This window comes from Halobacterium rubrum, assembly GCF_021729015.1.
Classification (GTDB): Archaea; Halobacteriota; Halobacteria; order Halobacteriales; family Halobacteriaceae; genus Halobacterium; species Halobacterium rubrum.
Map to the genome: position 1 here is coordinate 294520 of NZ_JAJQQZ010000003.1, position 14957 is coordinate 309476.

The window sequence follows — 14957 nt, forward strand, 5'->3', positions numbered from 1 at the left end:
ACGGAAAAGCGTTCGTGGTCCGTCGGCTACGGCGCTTTCTCGACGGTCAGCGGGCGTCGGGCGGCCAGCGTGCACGGGAACGCCGGGTGTTCAGCGAAGTGCCAGACGACCATGTAGCGCCGCGACCCCGTTGTGCAGTCGACGTCGTCGGAGCCGAACCGCTCGGGCAGCGCCTCGAAGACCGTCCGGAGCGACGCGAACGAGTCGAAGACGACGGCGTTGCCGGTGGAGTCGGCGGCGCACCGCTGTACGACGTACTCGCCGTTCGGGCGGTGGACGCCGGCGGTCCGGGCGAACGCCTGGCGCTGTTCGAGCGCGTCCCCGACGGCGGCCCGCAGTTCGACGGCGGCGCTCCGGGAGAGCGCGACCGTCTGGTCGCCAACGGTCAGTTCGACGGTACTGTCGCCAGCCTCGTCGCTCGTCGCGGCAGCCGATACCTCGTCGCTACTGGAGAACGCGACCAGGAGCGGCGGAACTCCGTGGCATACCCGGACTGTGTTACCGCCTCGACAAAAGTGCTTGGCGGGTGTGTCGGTCGACCACGCGCCCCGGCGGCGCGCTGCCGTCAGGAGAGCAAGTCGTCGTCTTCGGTGGTCGTCGTCTCGTTGCCACCGTCGCTCGTAGTGGTGGTGGGTGTGTCGCTGGTCGTCGTCGTTTCGCTCGCCGTCGGCGAGTCGTCACTGTCCTCGCTGGTCGTGGTGGTGGCAGCCGTCGTGGTCGCGGTGGTCGTCTCCGTGTCGTCGCCGCCGTCGGCGGATTCGCTGTCGTCCCCGAAGATGTCCGTTTCGATGGTCTTCTCGTAAGTGAGGCCGTCCAGCGGGACGCGCACGGACTCGTCGGTGCCCGGCGGCTGTATCTCGGCGTAGAAGTCGATGGTGAGGTTCGTCACCTGGTCGTTCTCGAGGTGGCTCACCCACCAGTCGTCCAGCGCCTGCGTCCGGATGGTTGTCGGGAACGACACCGCCCGTGTCTCGCAGCCCGGGATGGTGACGGTCTCCTCGGTCTCGCCGTCGCCGACGTCGACGTCGTTCATCGTGATGTCGTAGCCGACACTGGAGATTGCGACCGGCTGGGCCTTCGGGTTGTGCACCCGGAACGTCAGGTCGATTGGCGTCTCCTGGCTCGTCGCCTCGCCCCAGGACGCGTCGCGCTCCTCGATTATCAGTACCGGGTCAGAGACCAGCGGCGCGTTCGCGTCGATGTCCTGGTCCTCGCTGGAGTTGAACTGCCCGAGGACGTCCGTGTCGATGGCGCGGTTCGCCGGCTGGAACGACACCGACCGGCCGAGCGTACTCGACGTCACGGTCGCGTCGACCGCCAGCTGCGAGGACTCGCCGCCGTTCACGTGCGTCACCCACCACGCCGGAATCTGGTCGTTCTGGAGGTCCGTGGTGAGGTTCACCGTCGAGTTCCCGGAATCGACGCCGACGCCGCGTTTCTCGCCCTCGGCGACGGTGACGTCGTTCATCGCCACCGAGTAGTTCACGCGGACGCCACCCAGACTGGCCCCTACCGGGTTCGGGTTGTTCACGGCGAGGACCGTCTCGATCTCCGTGACGGACTCGTTCACGTCGCCGAACTCGTTGTCGACACCCGCGACGGCCGGCACGCCGAGGAAGCCGGCCGCGAACGCCCCGCCGGCGACGACGACCAGCCCCAGCAGGACCGTCGCGGCGACCCGCAGCTTGCTCCCCAGCAACAGCCCACGCACGTTCATGTTCGGCCGGGGGCGCTTGCCGCGGGAAAGTCTGATGGCCGAGATCGCGGCGGGGTGGCGCCGCCGCCGAGTAGAACCAATTAAGGCCCGGCACCGGTAACGGCGAGGTATGACCACGCAGTCCGCCGACGAGACGGACATGGGCGTCGGTGTCGGCATCGCGTTCGGCCTGCTGACCGCCGCCGCGGCCGTCTACGCCTTCGTATCCCCGGGACAGTTCCAGACGGCAGTCGGGTTCGCCGCTGCCGTAACTCTCGCTGCGCTGTCGGTCGCCGCCATCCACATCTGGGGGTAGGCGGAAAACCGTTAAACCGACGAAGCCCCAAGTACGGACGATGAGCGAGGACTACACCGACGAGGAACGCCGCATCCTCGACTACCTCCGGGAGAGTGTCGACCGGGGCGAGCGGTACTTCCGCTCGAAGAACATCGCGGAACACCTCGGCCTCTCCTCCAAACAGGTCGGTGTGCGACTCCCAGAGCTCGCGGAGAAGACCGAGGACGTCGACATCGAGAAGTGGAGCCGTTCGAAGTCCACGACGTGGCGAGTCGAGCCCGCCTAGACCCCCGCAATCGGCGGCTTTTTGCTGGCGGCCTCGAAAAGGCCGGTATGACAGTTCGGGTCGAGCGCACGTTCGAGTTGACGGTGTCGCCCGAGGACGTCTGGGCGTTCATCTCCGACCCAGAGAAGCGCGCCGACGCGATCAGCGTCGTCGACAGCTACACGAGCGAGGGCGATACGACGACCTGGCACGTGGCGCTGCCGATTCCGGTGGTGCGCAGCACCATCGACGTGGAGACGCGAGACGTGACCGTCGAGGCGCCGACGTTCGTCAAGTTCGTGGGGAAGTCCGGCATCTTCAACGTCACCGGCGAGCACGAGATCCACGAGCTGGATGGTGGCGGGTCGACGCTCACGAACCGGTTCGTGGTCGACGGGAAGGTACCGGGCGTCGAGCAGTTCTTCAAGCGGAACCTCGACGACGAGCTCGACCGCCTCCAGCGGAAGCTCGAGGAGGACGGCGCGACGGGGGCCGACTGAGATGCGGCTCGCGCTCGCCCAGCTGGACGTTGAGGCGGGGGCGGTCGACGCGAATCTCGGCCGCGCCGAGGACGCCATCCGGGAGGCGGCAGGCCGGGACGCGGACCTCGTCGCGCTCCCGGAGCTGTTCGACGTGGGGTTCTTCGCGTTCGACGCCTACCAGCGGGTCGCGGAGGGCCTCGACGGCGAGAAGTTCGCGCGAATCCGGGACGTCGCCGCCGACGAGGACGTCGCCGTGCTCGCGGGCAGCATCGTCGAGGACCTCGCCGAGTCCGAGGGCGGTCCCGCCGACGAGGGGCTGGCGAACACGAGCGTGCTGTTCGACGCGGACGGCGACCGTCGGCTCGTCTACCGCAAACACCACCTGTTCGGGTACGAGTCCGCCGAGGCGGAGCTCCTGGTGCCCGGCGAGCGCGTGCCGACGACGGACCTGCTGGGGTTCACTGTCGCGGCGACGACGTGCTACGACCTCCGGTTCCCGGAGCTCTACCGCGACCTCGCCGAGGACGGCGTCGACCTCGTGCTCGTACCGTCGGCGTGGCCGTACCCGCGCGTGGAGCACTGGAAGCTGCTGCCGCGCGCTCGCGCCGTCGAGAACCTCACGTACGTCGCCGCGGTCAACGGCGCCGCTGACTTCGGCGACGACGCACTCGTGGGCCGGTCGACAGTCTACGACCCGTGGGGGACGACGCTCGCCAGCACTGGCGACCACCCCGACATCGTGTTCGCGGACCTCGACCCCGACCGGCCCGCGGCCGTCCGCGAGGAGTTCCCCGCGCTCCGCGACCGTCGCCGGCACTGACCCGGGAACTGACCCGGCAGGCCCCGCCGCAGATACGTGAATTTAAATACCATCGAGCATTACCGGTGATTGCCGGAAGCGACGCTTTTCTCGTCGTGACGGCAACAACGACGCTCCGCGCCCGCACCCACCGCCACCACCGCGCGGCCGCGACTCCGGGACCCGCGGCCGTGCACTCGGCGTCCACCTCCTCTCCACTCACCGCCACGTACTCGTCCACTGACCAGTCGAGCCCGAGCCACCGGCACGGCGAGGAAACTCTCCGTCAGCGGCTCTGGATGGCGTACGCGCGAGCTCGCCAACAAAAGAATCGGCAATCGAACCGGGTCGACCGCGCTCCGGTCGTCAGTCGTCCTCGGTCTTGATGTCCGCGGAGAGGCCCTGCGCCATCTGGATGTCCTTGGAGTTGTTCAGGGTCCACGCGGTGCGCTCGGTGACCGCCTCGATGACCTCGCGGGCGCTCGGGTAGCCGTTGCCGGACTTCTTCACGCCGCCGAACGGCAGCTGGACCTCCGCGCCGATGCACGGGAGGTTGCCGTAGGCGAGGCCGACCTCGGCGTTGTCACGGTAGTAGTTGATCTGGCGGTAGTCCTCGCTGATGACGGCGCCGGCGAGCCCGTAGGGGGTGTCGTTGTGGATCTCGACGGCGCGCTCGATGTCACCGGAGTACTCGATGAGCGCGACGTGCGGCCCGAAGACTTCCTCCTTGATGGAGCGCAGGTCCGGGCTGTAGTCGACCTCGTAGACGAAGGGCCCGACCCAGTTGCCGTCCTCGTGGCCCTCGGGAATCTCGTCGGCCTCGAACTCCGTGCGGTCGACGAGCACGTTCTTCGCCTCCTCGCGAGCGAGCTCGTTGTACTTCTGGATCTTCTCGACGTGCTCGGGCTCGATGGCCGGCCCCATGAACGTCCCCTCGTCGAGCGGGTCGCCGACCGCGACCTTCTCGGCGACCTCGACGTAGCGCTCCTTGAACTCGTCGTAGACGTCCTCGTGGACGATGAGGCGCTCGCTGGAGACGCAGCGCTGGCCCGTCGTCTTGAATGAGGACATCACGGCGGAGTGGACGGCGATGTCGAGGTCCGCCTCCTCCGTGACGACGATGCCGTTCTTCCCGCCCATCTCGCAGGCCGCGAGCTTGCCGGGGGACTCGGCGACCTTCTGGGCGACCTCCTGGCCGACCTCCGCGGAGCCCGTGAACAGCACGGTGTCGACGCGATCGTCGTCGACGATGCGGGCGCCGGCGTCGCCGAAGCCCTGCACCATGTTGAACACGCCGTCGGGGATGCCGGCGTCCTCGAACATCTCGGCGATGATCTGGCCGCACCACGGCGTCTGCTCGGCGGGCTTCCAGACGACGGTGTTGCCCTCGACCAGCGCGACAGCCATGTGCCAGAACGGGATGGCGACCGGGAAGTTCCACGGCGTGATGCAGCCGACGACGCCCCGCGGCTTGCGCCGCATGTAGGCGTCCTTGTCCGCAATCTCGGACGGTACCACGTCGCCCGACGGGTGGCGGGCGTCGCCCGCGGCCCACTCGACCATGTGCCAGGCCTCGGCGACGTCGGCCTTCCCCTCGGAGATCTCCTTCCCGCACTCCTTGGTGACGACCTCACCGAGCTCCTGGTGGCGGTCTTTCAGCTCGTGGTAGATGTCCCAGAGGTACTCCGCGCGCTCGATGCGGGACAGCGACTGCCACTCGTCCTCGACCGCGTCGGCGGCCGCGACGGCGTCGTCGACGTCGTCGGTGGTGCCGCGCCGGAACTCGCCGAGCGTCTCGCCGGTCGCCGGATTGGTGCTCTCGAAGGTGTCGGCGCCGTGGCCGTCGGTCCACTCGCCGTCGATGTAGTGCTGGTACGTCATCGGCAAGAACTGCGACGTACACGGTGAAAAAGATGGGCCTTCCGCGGGCGGCAGGGCGACGCCTCACCGTGGTACCTGCTAGCTCGGCCTCCGCTACGGGTCGCTGGCGACGGTGTCGATGCGGCCGTTGAGCGCCGCCGCGTCGAAGGCGTGGTCGGGCCGCAACTGGACGAACCCGAGGAAGTCCTGAGCGCGCAGCAGGGCGTCCGCCGGGCCGTTCACGTCGTGGGCGGCCTCGTCGACCTCGTAGTGTTCGAAGGCGGCTTCGACTGCCGTCTGGGCGCCGACGAGCGGTTCGAGCGCGGCGAGCGCGCACGCGAGGTCGTAGGCGCGAGCGTCCCCGATGGCCTCGCCGTCGACGTTCGTCGCGTCGATGAAGTAGAGGTCGCCGCCGGCCACGAGGACGTTCTCGGCGCGGAGGTCGCCGTGCGCCACGCCGCTGGCGTGCATCGTGGACAGCGAGTCGAACAGGGCCGGCGCGTGGCCGGCGACGGCTGCCTCGGGGAGTTCGTCCAGCGGCGTGAACTCCGGGAGGTAGTCGAGGACGAGCACGCCGAAGCCGTCGACCTCGAACGCCTCGACGGGCTCCGGGGCGTTCACGCCGAGCTCCCGGAGCTTTCGCGTCGCCTCGAGTTCGTGTTCGGCCATCTCCACGGGGCCGTCGAACGGCTCGAAGAAGCCCTCGGTGCCACTGGAGAACGCCCCGAGGTTCCGGGCGCCAGTGAACAGGGCGTGGACGAGCGCGTTCTGGCCGGTGATCACTTTCACGAACCAGCGGTCGTTGACGACGCAGGGCGTCGACAGCCAGTTGTCCGCGTCCAGGTAGGAGACCCGGATAGAGTCCTGGTCGTATCGCTCCCCGAGTTCGCGCGCGACGTCCTCAAGTGTCTCCCAGGGAACGGTGCCGCGGACCAGTTGGCGGATGCTCACACGCTGGATTCGTCGCCCCCGGTCAAAGGTCCGGCGGGAGTCGGGCGACAGTGCCAGCCACCGGCGGACCGGACCGCAGCGGCGAGTGCGGGGTTCCGGTGTGTTTATGCAGTCGGTGGCAAATTTTGTCCCATGGACTTCGACCTCCCCGACGAACACCGGATGATTCGGGACACCGTTCGGGAGTTCTGCGAGGAAGAGATCGAGCCGATCGCGTGGGACATCGAGGAGGAACACCGCTTCCCCGCGGAGGTCTTCGACGAGCTCGCCGACCTCGACATGATGGGCGTCCCCGTCAGCGAGGAGTACGGCGGCCTCGGCGGCGACCAGCTCATGTACGCGACCGTCACCGAGGAGCTCGGCCGCGTCTCTGGCTCCATCGGCCTCTCGTACGCCGCACACGTCTCGCTGGCGTCGAAACCCATCGAGCTGTTCGGCACCGAGGAGCAGAAAGAGGAGTGGCTCCGTCCGCTCGCCGAGGGTGACTACATGGGGGCGTGGGCGCTTACCGAGCCCGAAAGCGGCAGCGACGCCAGTGACATGGACACGATGGCCGTCAAGGAGGGCGACGAGTACGTCCTCGACGGCACCAAGCAGTTCATCACGAACGCTTCCGTCGCTGGGAGCGTCATCGTGAAGGCCGTCACCGACCCCGACGCGGGCTACGACGGCATCTCGACGTTCATCGTCGACCCCGAGAGCGACGACGGCTTCGAGGTCACCGCCGAGTGGGACAAGATGGGGCTGAACGCGTCCCCGACCTGCGAGATCAAGTTCGACGACTGCCGGATTCCCGAGGACCGCCTGCTCGGCGAGGAGGGCGACGGCTGGGAGCAGACGAAGAAGACCCTCGACGGCGGTCGCATCTCCATCGCGGCGCTCTCCACCGGGCTCGCGCAGGGCGCCTACGAGTCCGCGAAGTCCTACGCCACCGAACGCGAGCAGTTCGGCCAGCCCATCTCGCGGTTCGACGCCATCCGGAACAAGCTCGTGGACATGCACCGGAAGACCGAGCGCGCCCGCCTGCTCACCCACCGCGCCGCCTCGAAGTACGACGAGGGCGAGTCCGTCACCCGGGAGTCGGCGCTCGCGAAACTCGACGCCAGCGAGGCCGCCCGCGAGGTCGCCGAGGACGCCGTCCAGACGCTCGGCGGCTACGGCTACACCACCGACTTCGCGCCCCAGCGGTTCTTCCGCGACGCGAAGCTCATGGAGATCGGCGAGGGCACCTCCGAGATCCAGCACCTCGTCATCGGCCGCGAACTCGGGCTGTAGGTCTGCTCCCGGCCGCTACCGGACGGCCGTTCGGGCGACGGTGTCGGTAGTCGAGTCGGCTACAGTGCTGGTTTCATTCCTGCGACGGTTTATTGTCGTGCCCGGAGTGTGTCCCCACGTGAATCGACGGAAGCTGCTCGCCGTGCTCGGGTGCCTCACCGCGACGGCCGGGTGTCTGGCCAGTCCGCCGGAGGACCAATCCGAGTCCGCCGACAGATCGGTCCGCGAGCACATCGACGGCGAGGTCTCCCGTCCGGACTGCGAGCGGGAGTCCGAGTCCGTCGAGGTCGGGGTCGGTGAGGACACGCAGACGTTCGAGACTGCGGCGACGGTTCCGTACCCCGACCCGTTCTCCGGGGGCGCCCGGAGTGCTGTCGTCGAATACGTCGAGGCATTCGAGCACGCGTACGTGACCAAGGACGCTCTGTGTGACCGCCACAGCGCGGGGCACGTGTTCCGGGTCCTCTACGACGTACTGGAGCGCGAGACGTTCGACTGGGACGGAACCATCGACATCGTATTCTTGCTCCGGCGAGGCGCGGCCACCCACGGGAGCGACGGCGACGGGGGCGTCTGGGTGGCGGACGTAGTTGCAGAAGGCGTCGTGTACGCTGTCGACGAGACGGGCGTCGCCAGGGTGGCATATCCCGGCGTGACCGCGCGCGACGAGGGGTCGTACGAGTCCGGCGCCCCCGACCCGCTGGAGTCCGGCCGCCTGGTCGCGACGTTCGACTGACCCCGAAGGCACTCGAGCCCGGCTCCGGCTCCAAATCATCCGCCGGCTTAGACGGACGGCCAGACCGCGCTGTCAGTCCTCGCAGCGCTGGTGGAGAATCCGCTCGACGATGTCGCCGGTCGACAGCACTTCCGCCTCGTAGCGCTTCTCCCGGGGAGACGCGCGTTCGACGCGGCAGTCGACGCCGCGGTCGGCGAGCTCCGACTCGATGGCGGCCTCGTCGTGGTGCTGGTCGAACCCGAGCGCGATGACGTCGGGGTCCAGCTCCTCGATGGGCGCGAAGATGTCCTCGGGGTGGCCGACCCGGGCGTCGTCGACGGGGTCGAGGGCGGCGACCACGTCGCGGCGCTGACGGTTCGGCAACACCGGCGGGTCCTTGTGCGTCACGTTCTCGCGGCGCGCGACGATGACGTGCAGTTCGTCGCCCATCCCGGCCGCGTCCTCGAGGTAGTGGACGTGGCCGGGGTGAATCAGGTCGAAGGTGCCCTGCGCGACGACCCGCGTCATTCCCGTCTCAACTCCTCGTCGATGTCCGACTGCGTGAAGTCGAAGAACTCCTCGGCCTCCGGCAGGTCGACCTCGATCACGTCCAGCGTCGTGGGTTCGCCCTCGCTGTCGAAAGCCCGCCAGCAGTCCCGGCCGTAGGGGTGGCCGAGGATGACGTGCACCTGTCCCTTCCCGAACATCGCGCGGTCGGCGTCCGACGGCGCCAGCACGCCGTTCGGGTGCGAGTGGATGCTCCCGACGTTCCGCATGTCGTTTGGCACCTGCGACGACCCGAACGTCGCGCTCACGGGGTTGGTCTCCGTGCCCGGGATGACGAGCACGTCCGTGACGACGTACCCCTCGCTCTCGGGGACGTCGAGGTCGGACGCGGGCGTCGCCCGCAGCAGGCCGAGGTACTCGTCTGGGTGGGAGTCCTCGGCGGCCTCCCGCGCGAACTCGAGTGCGTCCTCGGCGATGCCGAGCACGGTCGGCCGACCACCGAACAACATACCCCGAAACTCCTCGCCCGCGAAAGTTGAGCGTTCCGACTCGCCGCCGGCCGCGCCGACCGCCAGCCGCTGCGAGGACGAACCTCGCAGGAGTTAAACCCGCTGGCGCCAATCTCTACACAAGATGACTGACGCCACCGCGGACGACGAGGCCGACCGGCCGACCGTCGTCCGCCTCGACCCCTCCTGTACGACCCAGGAGGTCGAAGCCGGCGAACACTACCACGCCACCGTCAACGGCGTGGTGGAGTACGGCGCGTTCGTCGACCTCTCCGAGCACGTCTCCGGGCTCGTCCACGAGTCGACGTACGACGGCGACCGCGACCTCGCCGTCGGCGAGGACGTCGTCGTCCACCTCGCAGAAGTCCGAGACAACGGCGACCTCAGCTTCGAGCTCGCCGACCTCGGCGACGAGGACGACTACGAGACCGAACAGCGCAGCCACGCCTACGACCGCACTGCCGCCGCGAGCGTCGGCGACCGGCTCGGCGACACCGTCCACCTCGAGGGCGAGGTCGTCCAGATCAAGCAGACGGGCGGCCCGACCGTCTTCCGCGTGCGCGACGAGACGAGCGCCGTCCCCTGTACGGCCTTCGAGGAGGCGGGCGTACGCGCCCACCCCGGCATCGAGGTCGGCGACATCGTCCACGTGAAAGGCGAAGCGGAGGAACGCGAGGGCACCTTCCAGGTCGAGGTGCAGACCCTCGAAGTGCTGGAGGGCGGTGACTCTGCGGACGTCGCCCGCCGGCTGGACGCCGCGTTCGCCGAGCAGGCCGACCCGGTCGAGGTCGACGCGCTCGTCGACTGGCCGGCGTTCGAACAGCTGCTGCCCGACCTGCAGTCGGTCGCCCGGACGCTCCGGCGCGCCGTCCTCGAGGGCCGCCCGATTCGGATGCGCCACCACGCCGACGGCGACGGCATGTGCGCCAGCCTCCCGGTCCAGTACGCGCTCCGCCAGTTCATCGAGGACACCCACCAGGACGACGACGCCGCCCGCCACCTCCTCAAGCGCCTCCCGAGCAAGGCGCCGTACTACGAGATGGAGGACGCCACCCGCGACCTCAACTTCGCCCTGGAGGACCGCGCCCGACACGGCCAGAAGCTCCCACTCCTCCTGATGCTGGACAACGGCAGCACCGAGGAGGACACGCCGGCGTACAGGACGCTGGACAACTACGACATCCCCATCGTCGTCGTCGACCACCACCACCCCGACCCCGAGGCGGTCGACCCGCTCGTCGACGAACACGTCAACCCCTACCTGCACGGCGAGGACTACCGCATCACCACCGGGATGCTCTGCGTCGAGCTCGCGCGCATGATCTACCCGGGACTCACCGAGGAACTCGAACACGTCCCCGCCGTCGCCGGCCTCTCGGACCGCTCGAAGGCCGACGCGATGACCGACTACCTCGACCTCGCGCGGGACGCCGGCTACGACGAGGACTTCCTCCAGCAGATGAGCGAGGCCCTCGACTACGAGGCGTACATGCTCCGCTACGACCACGGTACGCAGGTCATCGCCGACATTCTGAACGTCGACGGCGACGAGCAGCGCCACCGCGAGCTCGTGCCGTTCCTCGACCGGCTCGCCAGCGAAGCCGTCGAGGAGCAACTGGACGCCACCGAGAGCCACGTCGAACACGAGCGCGTCGCCAGCGGCGCGAACCTCTACCGCATCGACGTCGAGAACCACGCCCACCGCTTCACGTACCCCGCTCCCGGGAAGACGACGGGCGAGATCCACGACCGCAAGGTCGAGGAGACGGGCGAACCCGTCATCACTATCGGCTACGGTCCGGACTTCGCGGTCCTGCGCTCCGACGGCGTGCGCCTCGACATCCCGACGATGGTCGAGGACCTCAACGAGGAGCTGCCCGGCGCGGGCGTATCCGGCGGCGGCCACCTCGTCGTCGGCTCCATCCGGTTCGTCCCGGGGATGCGCGAGCGCGTCCTCGACGCGCTCATCGAGAAGATGGCCGAAGCCGAGCTCGACGACGACCTCCGCAGCGCCCCGCAGCGGTAGCCCGATTCTCGCGGACTCGGAACGACCCTCCGTCCGTTTTACTGCCGAGACTAGATGGGTACGTATGCCCCGACAGCTCTCGCGCCGAGGTGTGCTCGCCGCGGGCGGCGCGGCCGCCGTTGCACTCGCAGGCTGCACGTCGACTGGCAGCGACGACGACAACGGCGGATGGGACGCCACCGCACCCCTCTCCGTCGCGTCCGTCCGTCAGTACAGCGCGCCCGGGTGCTCGTGCTGCAGCAAGTACGCCGACTACCTCGCGGACGCCGTCGACGGCGACTTCTCCGAGGCGGTGCCCGAAGACGTCGAAGCCGTGAAGCGCGAGCACGGCGTTCCGGCGTCGCTCTCGAGCTGCCACACCGTCGTCCTCGACGAGTACCTCGTCGAGGGCCACGTCCCGACGGCGGCGATAGAGATGCTGCTCGACGACCGGCCGGACGTCGACGGCATCGCGGTCCCGGGGATGCCGTCTGGGACACCAGGAATGGGCGGCGACCGTCCGGAGTCGCTGGCCGTCTACGCGTTCGGCGGCGGCCGCACCGGCGACGTGTACGTCGAACTGTAGGCGCCAGTCCGCTCTCTCGTATCACCGCCCACTGTCGTTGCCGTCGCTCTCGAATGTGATTCTCGCCGCCGCCGCGACGCCCGTCAGTGCCGCCGCTCCGACTGCGCCGGCGAGCCCGACCGGGAGCCGCCACGCGCCGCCCCGCCAGTCGGCGCGGAACGCGCGCCGGTAGTGGTCGGCGACGGCGTCGTCGTCGACCACGAGAACGACCTCGCGGTTCTCCGTGGCGGCGTGTTCGTTCCAGTTCAGGCTGCCGACGACCGCGCGCTCGCCGTCCACGACCGCGCCCTTCACGTGGACTTTCTCGAAGCGCGACCGGGGTTCGACCAGCTTCGCCGAGAGGTCGAGGTCCTCCTCGGCGGCGATCCGGTTCAGTCGTTCGGTCGTGTTCCGGTTCTCGGCCTCGTTGTACCACCGCCCGGAGAGCAGGACGCGAACGCGGACGCCCCGCCGCGCGGCGTCGATGGTCCAGTTCGCGAACGCACTCGCCGGGCCGAGTCGCGGCTGCTCGACGACGAGGGAGTCGTCTGCGGACGCGACGAGCTCCCGGACGCCACGGCGGGCGTTGTCGGGCCCGACCAGCACCTCGACGCTGTCGGCGCGCGTCTCCACGGTCGGGAACCGCGTCGGGTAGTCCTCGGTCGCGGTCTCGCCGTCCACAGTCGTGAAGTCCGCCCGGACTGTCGCCCACGGTTTCGCGTCCGCCCATCCGGTGTCGGCGCGGAACACGGCTGCGAGGTGGTCGGCTACTCCCGGGTCGTCGACGGCGACCCCCCAGCCACGGTTGCCGTGGCCGCCGGTCCCCGAGGGTTTCCAGTTCTCCGAGAGGACCACGGCGCGGTCGTCGGCGACGGCGTACTTCGCGTGGTGGAAACTGTACCGCGCTCGCTCGCCGTCCAGCACGCGAACGTCGACGCCGGCGGCACGGAGGCGGTCGAGTCGTGCCGCCTCGGGGCTGGGTGCGCCGCCGGCGACGCCGCCCTCGACGAGGACGCGGACGTCGACGCCCTCGCCAGCCGCGGCTTCGAGTGCGGTCGTGACGCGCTCGGACGTGAACGTGTAGCCGGCGAGGTAGAGCCGGCTGTCCGCGGAGGCGACGACGTCCAGCGGCGGCCCGGCGTCGTCCGGGAGCGCGAACGCGGACACGGAGACGTTCCGCGCGGTGAACGGCGCGAAGTCGGTCGCGCCCAGCGGCGTCCACGACTCGCCGTCCCAGCGCTCGGCAGTCGGCGCGTCCTCGTAGGCCAGCGCGTCGACCGTTCGGTTCCCGGCCCGGAGTTCGACGCGCTCGCCGGCGTTCGACAGCGACAGCGAGCCGTTCAGCGCGACTACCGGGTGGGGTGTCCGGTTCCGGGCGACGTCTGGCCCCGTGGAGAGTGCCACAGTCCCGGAGAGCGTGCGCTCCGGGAGCCTCGCCTCGTCGTTCTCGTCGCTGACAGTCCAGCCAGTGGTGTCTGTCGGCTCCCGGAACTCCACGACCACGAACTCGCCGGCGTCGCCGTCGCTGGCCGGGTTCGGCGCCACGGCGACGACGGTCGCCGACGCGAGCAACGCGGCGACCGCGAGACGGACGAGCACGCCACGGGCTGGTCCCGCTCTCGCACTTGAACTTACGCGTGGCTGGCGGCTCTATCGTGTAGCGCAGAGAACTGGAGCGGAGAGGGTTACGCTGCTGCTTCGGTGGGTTCGTCGTCGAGCGCGTCGGCGGCCTTCACGGCCTCCTGCTCGACGATGTACGAGCGGTCGTCCTCGTACTCTGCGGCGGCCTCGAGGGCGGCCTCCGTGCCAATCTGGGTGAGTGCCCACGCGGCGGACGCACGCACGGTGTCCGAATCGTCCTCCTCGAGGAGGTCCGCGAGCGGCTCGACCGCTCGCGTGTCACCGATGAGGCCCAGCGAGCGCGCGGCCTGACTGCGGACGTCGTCGCGCTCGGCGACGAGCTGGTTCGCGACGAGCTGCGTCGACTCCTCGCTGCCGATTTCGCCGACCGCCTTCAGCGCCGTCGTGCGGAGGTTCGGGCTGCCCTCCTCGTCGACGTAGTCCTCGACGTGCTCGAGGCCGTCCTCGCTGCCGATCTTCCCGACGATCTCGATGGCCTTCGTGTTCCGGCGCGCGGCGCGCTGGCCCACCTCGTCGAGTGCCTCCTCCTTGGCGACGTGCAGCAGGGAGTCCAGGCAGTGGCGCTCCATGAAGTCCGAGTCGCCGAGGTGCTCCATGCACAGCAGAATCATCTCGACGTTCCCGCGCTTCTCCCACTCTTTCAGGGCGGTCCACTCCGGCGGGAAGTCCTTGTGCTTCTGCCCCATCACGTCGTAGTAGCCCTCGGCGCGGAGCTTCTGGCGGACGGAGAGGTCGCCCCACTCCTGAGCGTCCTCGACGCCCTCGCTCAGGCCGTCGGTCGCCTCGAGGAGCGCAGCGATGGTGTCGGCGTCCTCGTCGGCGTCCAGTCCGGCGGCCTCGATGGCGTCGACGACGGCGCCCAGGTCGCCTGCGAGGTCCTCCGTCGTCGGGTCGTCGGTGGCGTCGAAGTCCTCCTCGAGCACGTCGCCGGCCTCGTTGAGGAACGACGCGACCACGTCGACGAGGTCGGCCTCGCCCTGCTCGGTCCACCGGGTGCTCTCGATGGTCGACTGGTCGTCCTCGACGCTCTCGACGGCGTCGCTGGCGTACGGGCCGCGCTGCTCCTCGACGCCGTCCCGGAGCTCGTCGATGCGGGCGGTCAGTTGCTCCTCGCGGCTCTCCTCGTCCTCGTCTTCGGGTTCGGGGAGGTCGGCCGCCTCGACGTCGGCTTCGATGTCGTCGAGGTCGGCGTCCACGTCGTCGAGGTCGGCCTCGGTCTCCGCCGCGTCGAGGGCCGCCTCGGCGTCGTCCAGCCGGGACTCGAGCGTGTCCGGGTCGACGGCTGTGGTGTCCTCCGTCTCGCCGGCCTCCTCGGTCGTCTCCTCGGGTTCCTCGTCCCCGTCGCTCATGCAACCAAATTCCGCCAGCGCGCCTATGAGCGTTTCCCTT

The 14957-nt window shown here is 69.3% G+C and carries 16 protein-coding genes; 8 read left to right on the top strand and 8 right to left on the bottom strand.

Features of this window, described 5'->3' with window-relative positions; genetic code table 11:
* Nucleotides 1-26: 26 nt before the first annotated feature.
* Together LT971_RS16575 and LT971_RS12945 are read right to left on the bottom strand one after the other, a co-directional pair.
* A complete protein-coding gene (locus tag LT971_RS16575; protein ID WP_425293284.1) occupies nucleotides 27-569 on the bottom strand; it encodes a DUF7528 family protein in 543 nt (180 codons plus the stop codon).
* Entirely contained in the window at nucleotides 566-1717 is a 1152-nt protein-coding gene (locus LT971_RS12945) for an LEA/WHy family protein (protein ID WP_237007358.1), read from the bottom strand. The genes LT971_RS16575 and LT971_RS12945 overlap by 4 nt, the downstream gene beginning before the upstream one ends.
* A 109-nt stretch (nucleotides 1718-1826) precedes the next feature.
* On the opposite strand from LT971_RS12945, the gene LT971_RS12950 reads away from it, so the two are divergent.
* From LT971_RS12950 to LT971_RS12965, 4 genes are read left to right on the top strand one after another with little or no spacing between them, the layout of a single operon-like run.
* A complete protein-coding gene (locus LT971_RS12950; protein ID WP_237007359.1) occupies nucleotides 1827-2012 on the top strand; it encodes a DUF7525 family protein in 186 nt (61 codons plus the stop codon).
* 40 nt (nucleotides 2013-2052) lie between these two features.
* Nucleotides 2053-2280: a DUF7123 family protein gene (locus tag LT971_RS12955; RefSeq protein WP_237007360.1), complete on the top strand. Its 228-nt coding sequence runs from the start codon at nucleotides 2053-2055 to the stop codon at nucleotides 2278-2280.
* A gap of 47 nt (nucleotides 2281-2327) precedes the next feature.
* Nucleotides 2328-2759 (top strand): SRPBCC family protein, encoded by a 432-nt coding sequence (locus tag LT971_RS12960; protein ID WP_237007361.1) that lies wholly within the window; start codon nucleotides 2328-2330, stop codon nucleotides 2757-2759.
* Between the two features lies 1 nt (nucleotide 2760).
* Complete coding sequence (locus tag LT971_RS12965) at nucleotides 2761-3561, top strand: carbon-nitrogen family hydrolase (RefSeq protein WP_237007362.1); 801 nt, start codon at nucleotides 2761-2763, stop codon at nucleotides 3559-3561.
* Between the two features lie 345 nt (nucleotides 3562-3906).
* Here the strand turns inward: LT971_RS12965 and LT971_RS12970 are convergent, their stop codons facing one another.
* Together LT971_RS12970 and LT971_RS12975 are read right to left on the bottom strand one after the other, a co-directional pair.
* Entirely contained in the window at nucleotides 3907-5421 is a 1515-nt protein-coding gene (locus tag LT971_RS12970; protein WP_237007363.1) for an aldehyde dehydrogenase family protein, read from the bottom strand.
* 93 nt (nucleotides 5422-5514) lie between these two features.
* On the bottom strand, nucleotides 5515-6351 hold the full coding sequence (locus LT971_RS12975) for an RIO1 family regulatory kinase/ATPase domain-containing protein (protein WP_237007364.1): 837 nt from the start codon (nucleotides 6349-6351) through the stop codon (nucleotides 5515-5517).
* Nucleotides 6352-6483: 132 nt separating this feature from the next.
* Here LT971_RS12975 and LT971_RS12980 point away from each other — a divergent pair, with 132 nt between their 5' ends.
* Complete coding sequence (locus LT971_RS12980) at nucleotides 6484-7626, top strand: acyl-CoA dehydrogenase family protein (RefSeq protein ID WP_237007365.1); 1143 nt, start codon at nucleotides 6484-6486, stop codon at nucleotides 7624-7626.
* A 118-nt stretch (nucleotides 7627-7744) separates the two neighbouring features.
* Nucleotides 7745-8362 carry a hypothetical protein gene (locus LT971_RS12985; RefSeq protein WP_237007366.1) on the top strand — a complete coding sequence of 206 codons (618 nt, stop codon included), beginning with the start codon at nucleotides 7745-7747 and terminating at the stop codon, nucleotides 8360-8362.
* A gap of 72 nt (nucleotides 8363-8434) precedes the next feature.
* Here the strand turns inward: LT971_RS12985 and LT971_RS12990 are convergent, their stop codons facing one another.
* Both LT971_RS12990 and LT971_RS12995 read right to left on the bottom strand, forming a co-directional pair.
* Nucleotides 8435-8869 carry an FAD synthase family protein gene (locus LT971_RS12990; RefSeq protein ID WP_237007367.1) on the bottom strand — a complete coding sequence of 145 codons (435 nt, stop codon included), beginning with the start codon at nucleotides 8867-8869 and terminating at the stop codon, nucleotides 8435-8437.
* Nucleotides 8866-9357, bottom strand: a complete 492-nt coding sequence (locus LT971_RS12995) for a JAB/MPN domain protein-containing protein (protein ID WP_237007368.1) — start codon at nucleotides 9355-9357, stop codon at nucleotides 8866-8868. Before LT971_RS12995 ends, LT971_RS12990 begins: the two co-directional genes overlap by 4 nt.
* 124 nt (nucleotides 9358-9481) lie before the next feature.
* On the opposite strand from LT971_RS12995, the gene han reads away from it, so the two are divergent.
* Together han and LT971_RS13005 are read left to right on the top strand one after the other, a co-directional pair.
* Nucleotides 9482-11383, top strand: coding sequence for a Hef-associated nuclease (gene han, locus LT971_RS13000; protein WP_237007369.1), 1902 nt, complete (start codon nucleotides 9482-9484; stop codon nucleotides 11381-11383).
* Between the two features lie 64 nt (nucleotides 11384-11447).
* Nucleotides 11448-11948 carry a DUF411 domain-containing protein gene (locus LT971_RS13005; protein ID WP_237007370.1) on the top strand — a complete coding sequence of 167 codons (501 nt, stop codon included), beginning with the start codon at nucleotides 11448-11450 and terminating at the stop codon, nucleotides 11946-11948.
* A 21-nt stretch (nucleotides 11949-11969) separates the two neighbouring features.
* Here the strand turns inward: LT971_RS13005 and LT971_RS13010 are convergent, their stop codons facing one another.
* Both LT971_RS13010 and LT971_RS13015 read right to left on the bottom strand, forming a co-directional pair.
* Entirely contained in the window at nucleotides 11970-13526 is a 1557-nt protein-coding gene (locus LT971_RS13010; RefSeq protein WP_237007371.1) for a phospholipase D-like domain-containing protein, read from the bottom strand.
* 86 nt (nucleotides 13527-13612) lie between these two features.
* Nucleotides 13613-14917, bottom strand: coding sequence for a HEAT repeat domain-containing protein (locus tag LT971_RS13015; protein ID WP_237007372.1), 1305 nt, complete (start codon nucleotides 14915-14917; stop codon nucleotides 13613-13615).
* Nucleotides 14918-14957: the final 40 nt, after the last annotated feature.

What these genes read in the sequence shown, in the direction of transcription:
- LT971_RS12945 (WP_237007358.1), bottom strand. Translation starts at nt 1,717, where the DNA reads ATGAACGTGCGTGGGCTGTTGCTGGGGAGCAAGCTGCGGGTCGCCGCG.
- LT971_RS12950 (WP_237007359.1), top strand. Translation starts at nt 1,827, where the DNA reads ATGACCACGCAGTCCGCCGACGAGACGGACATGGGCGTCGGTGTCGGC.
- LT971_RS12955 (WP_237007360.1), top strand. Translation starts at nt 2,053, where the DNA reads ATGAGCGAGGACTACACCGACGAGGAACGCCGCATCCTCGACTACCTC.
- LT971_RS12960 (WP_237007361.1), top strand. Translation starts at nt 2,328, where the DNA reads ATGACAGTTCGGGTCGAGCGCACGTTCGAGTTGACGGTGTCGCCCGAG.
- LT971_RS12965 (WP_237007362.1), top strand. Translation starts at nt 2,761, where the DNA reads ATGCGGCTCGCGCTCGCCCAGCTGGACGTTGAGGCGGGGGCGGTCGAC.
- LT971_RS12970 (WP_237007363.1), bottom strand. Translation starts at nt 5,421, where the DNA reads ATGACGTACCAGCACTACATCGACGGCGAGTGGACCGACGGCCACGGC.
- LT971_RS12980 (WP_237007365.1), top strand. Translation starts at nt 6,484, where the DNA reads ATGGACTTCGACCTCCCCGACGAACACCGGATGATTCGGGACACCGTT.
- LT971_RS12990 (WP_237007367.1), bottom strand. Translation starts at nt 8,869, where the DNA reads ATGACGCGGGTCGTCGCGCAGGGCACCTTCGACCTGATTCACCCCGGC.
- LT971_RS12995 (WP_237007368.1), bottom strand. Translation starts at nt 9,357, where the DNA reads ATGTTGTTCGGTGGTCGGCCGACCGTGCTCGGCATCGCCGAGGACGCA.
- han (WP_237007369.1), top strand. Translation starts at nt 9,482, where the DNA reads ATGACTGACGCCACCGCGGACGACGAGGCCGACCGGCCGACCGTCGTC.
- LT971_RS13005 (WP_237007370.1), top strand. Translation starts at nt 11,448, where the DNA reads ATGCCCCGACAGCTCTCGCGCCGAGGTGTGCTCGCCGCGGGCGGCGCG.
- LT971_RS13015 (WP_237007372.1), bottom strand. Translation starts at nt 14,917, where the DNA reads ATGAGCGACGGGGACGAGGAACCCGAGGAGACGACCGAGGAGGCCGGC.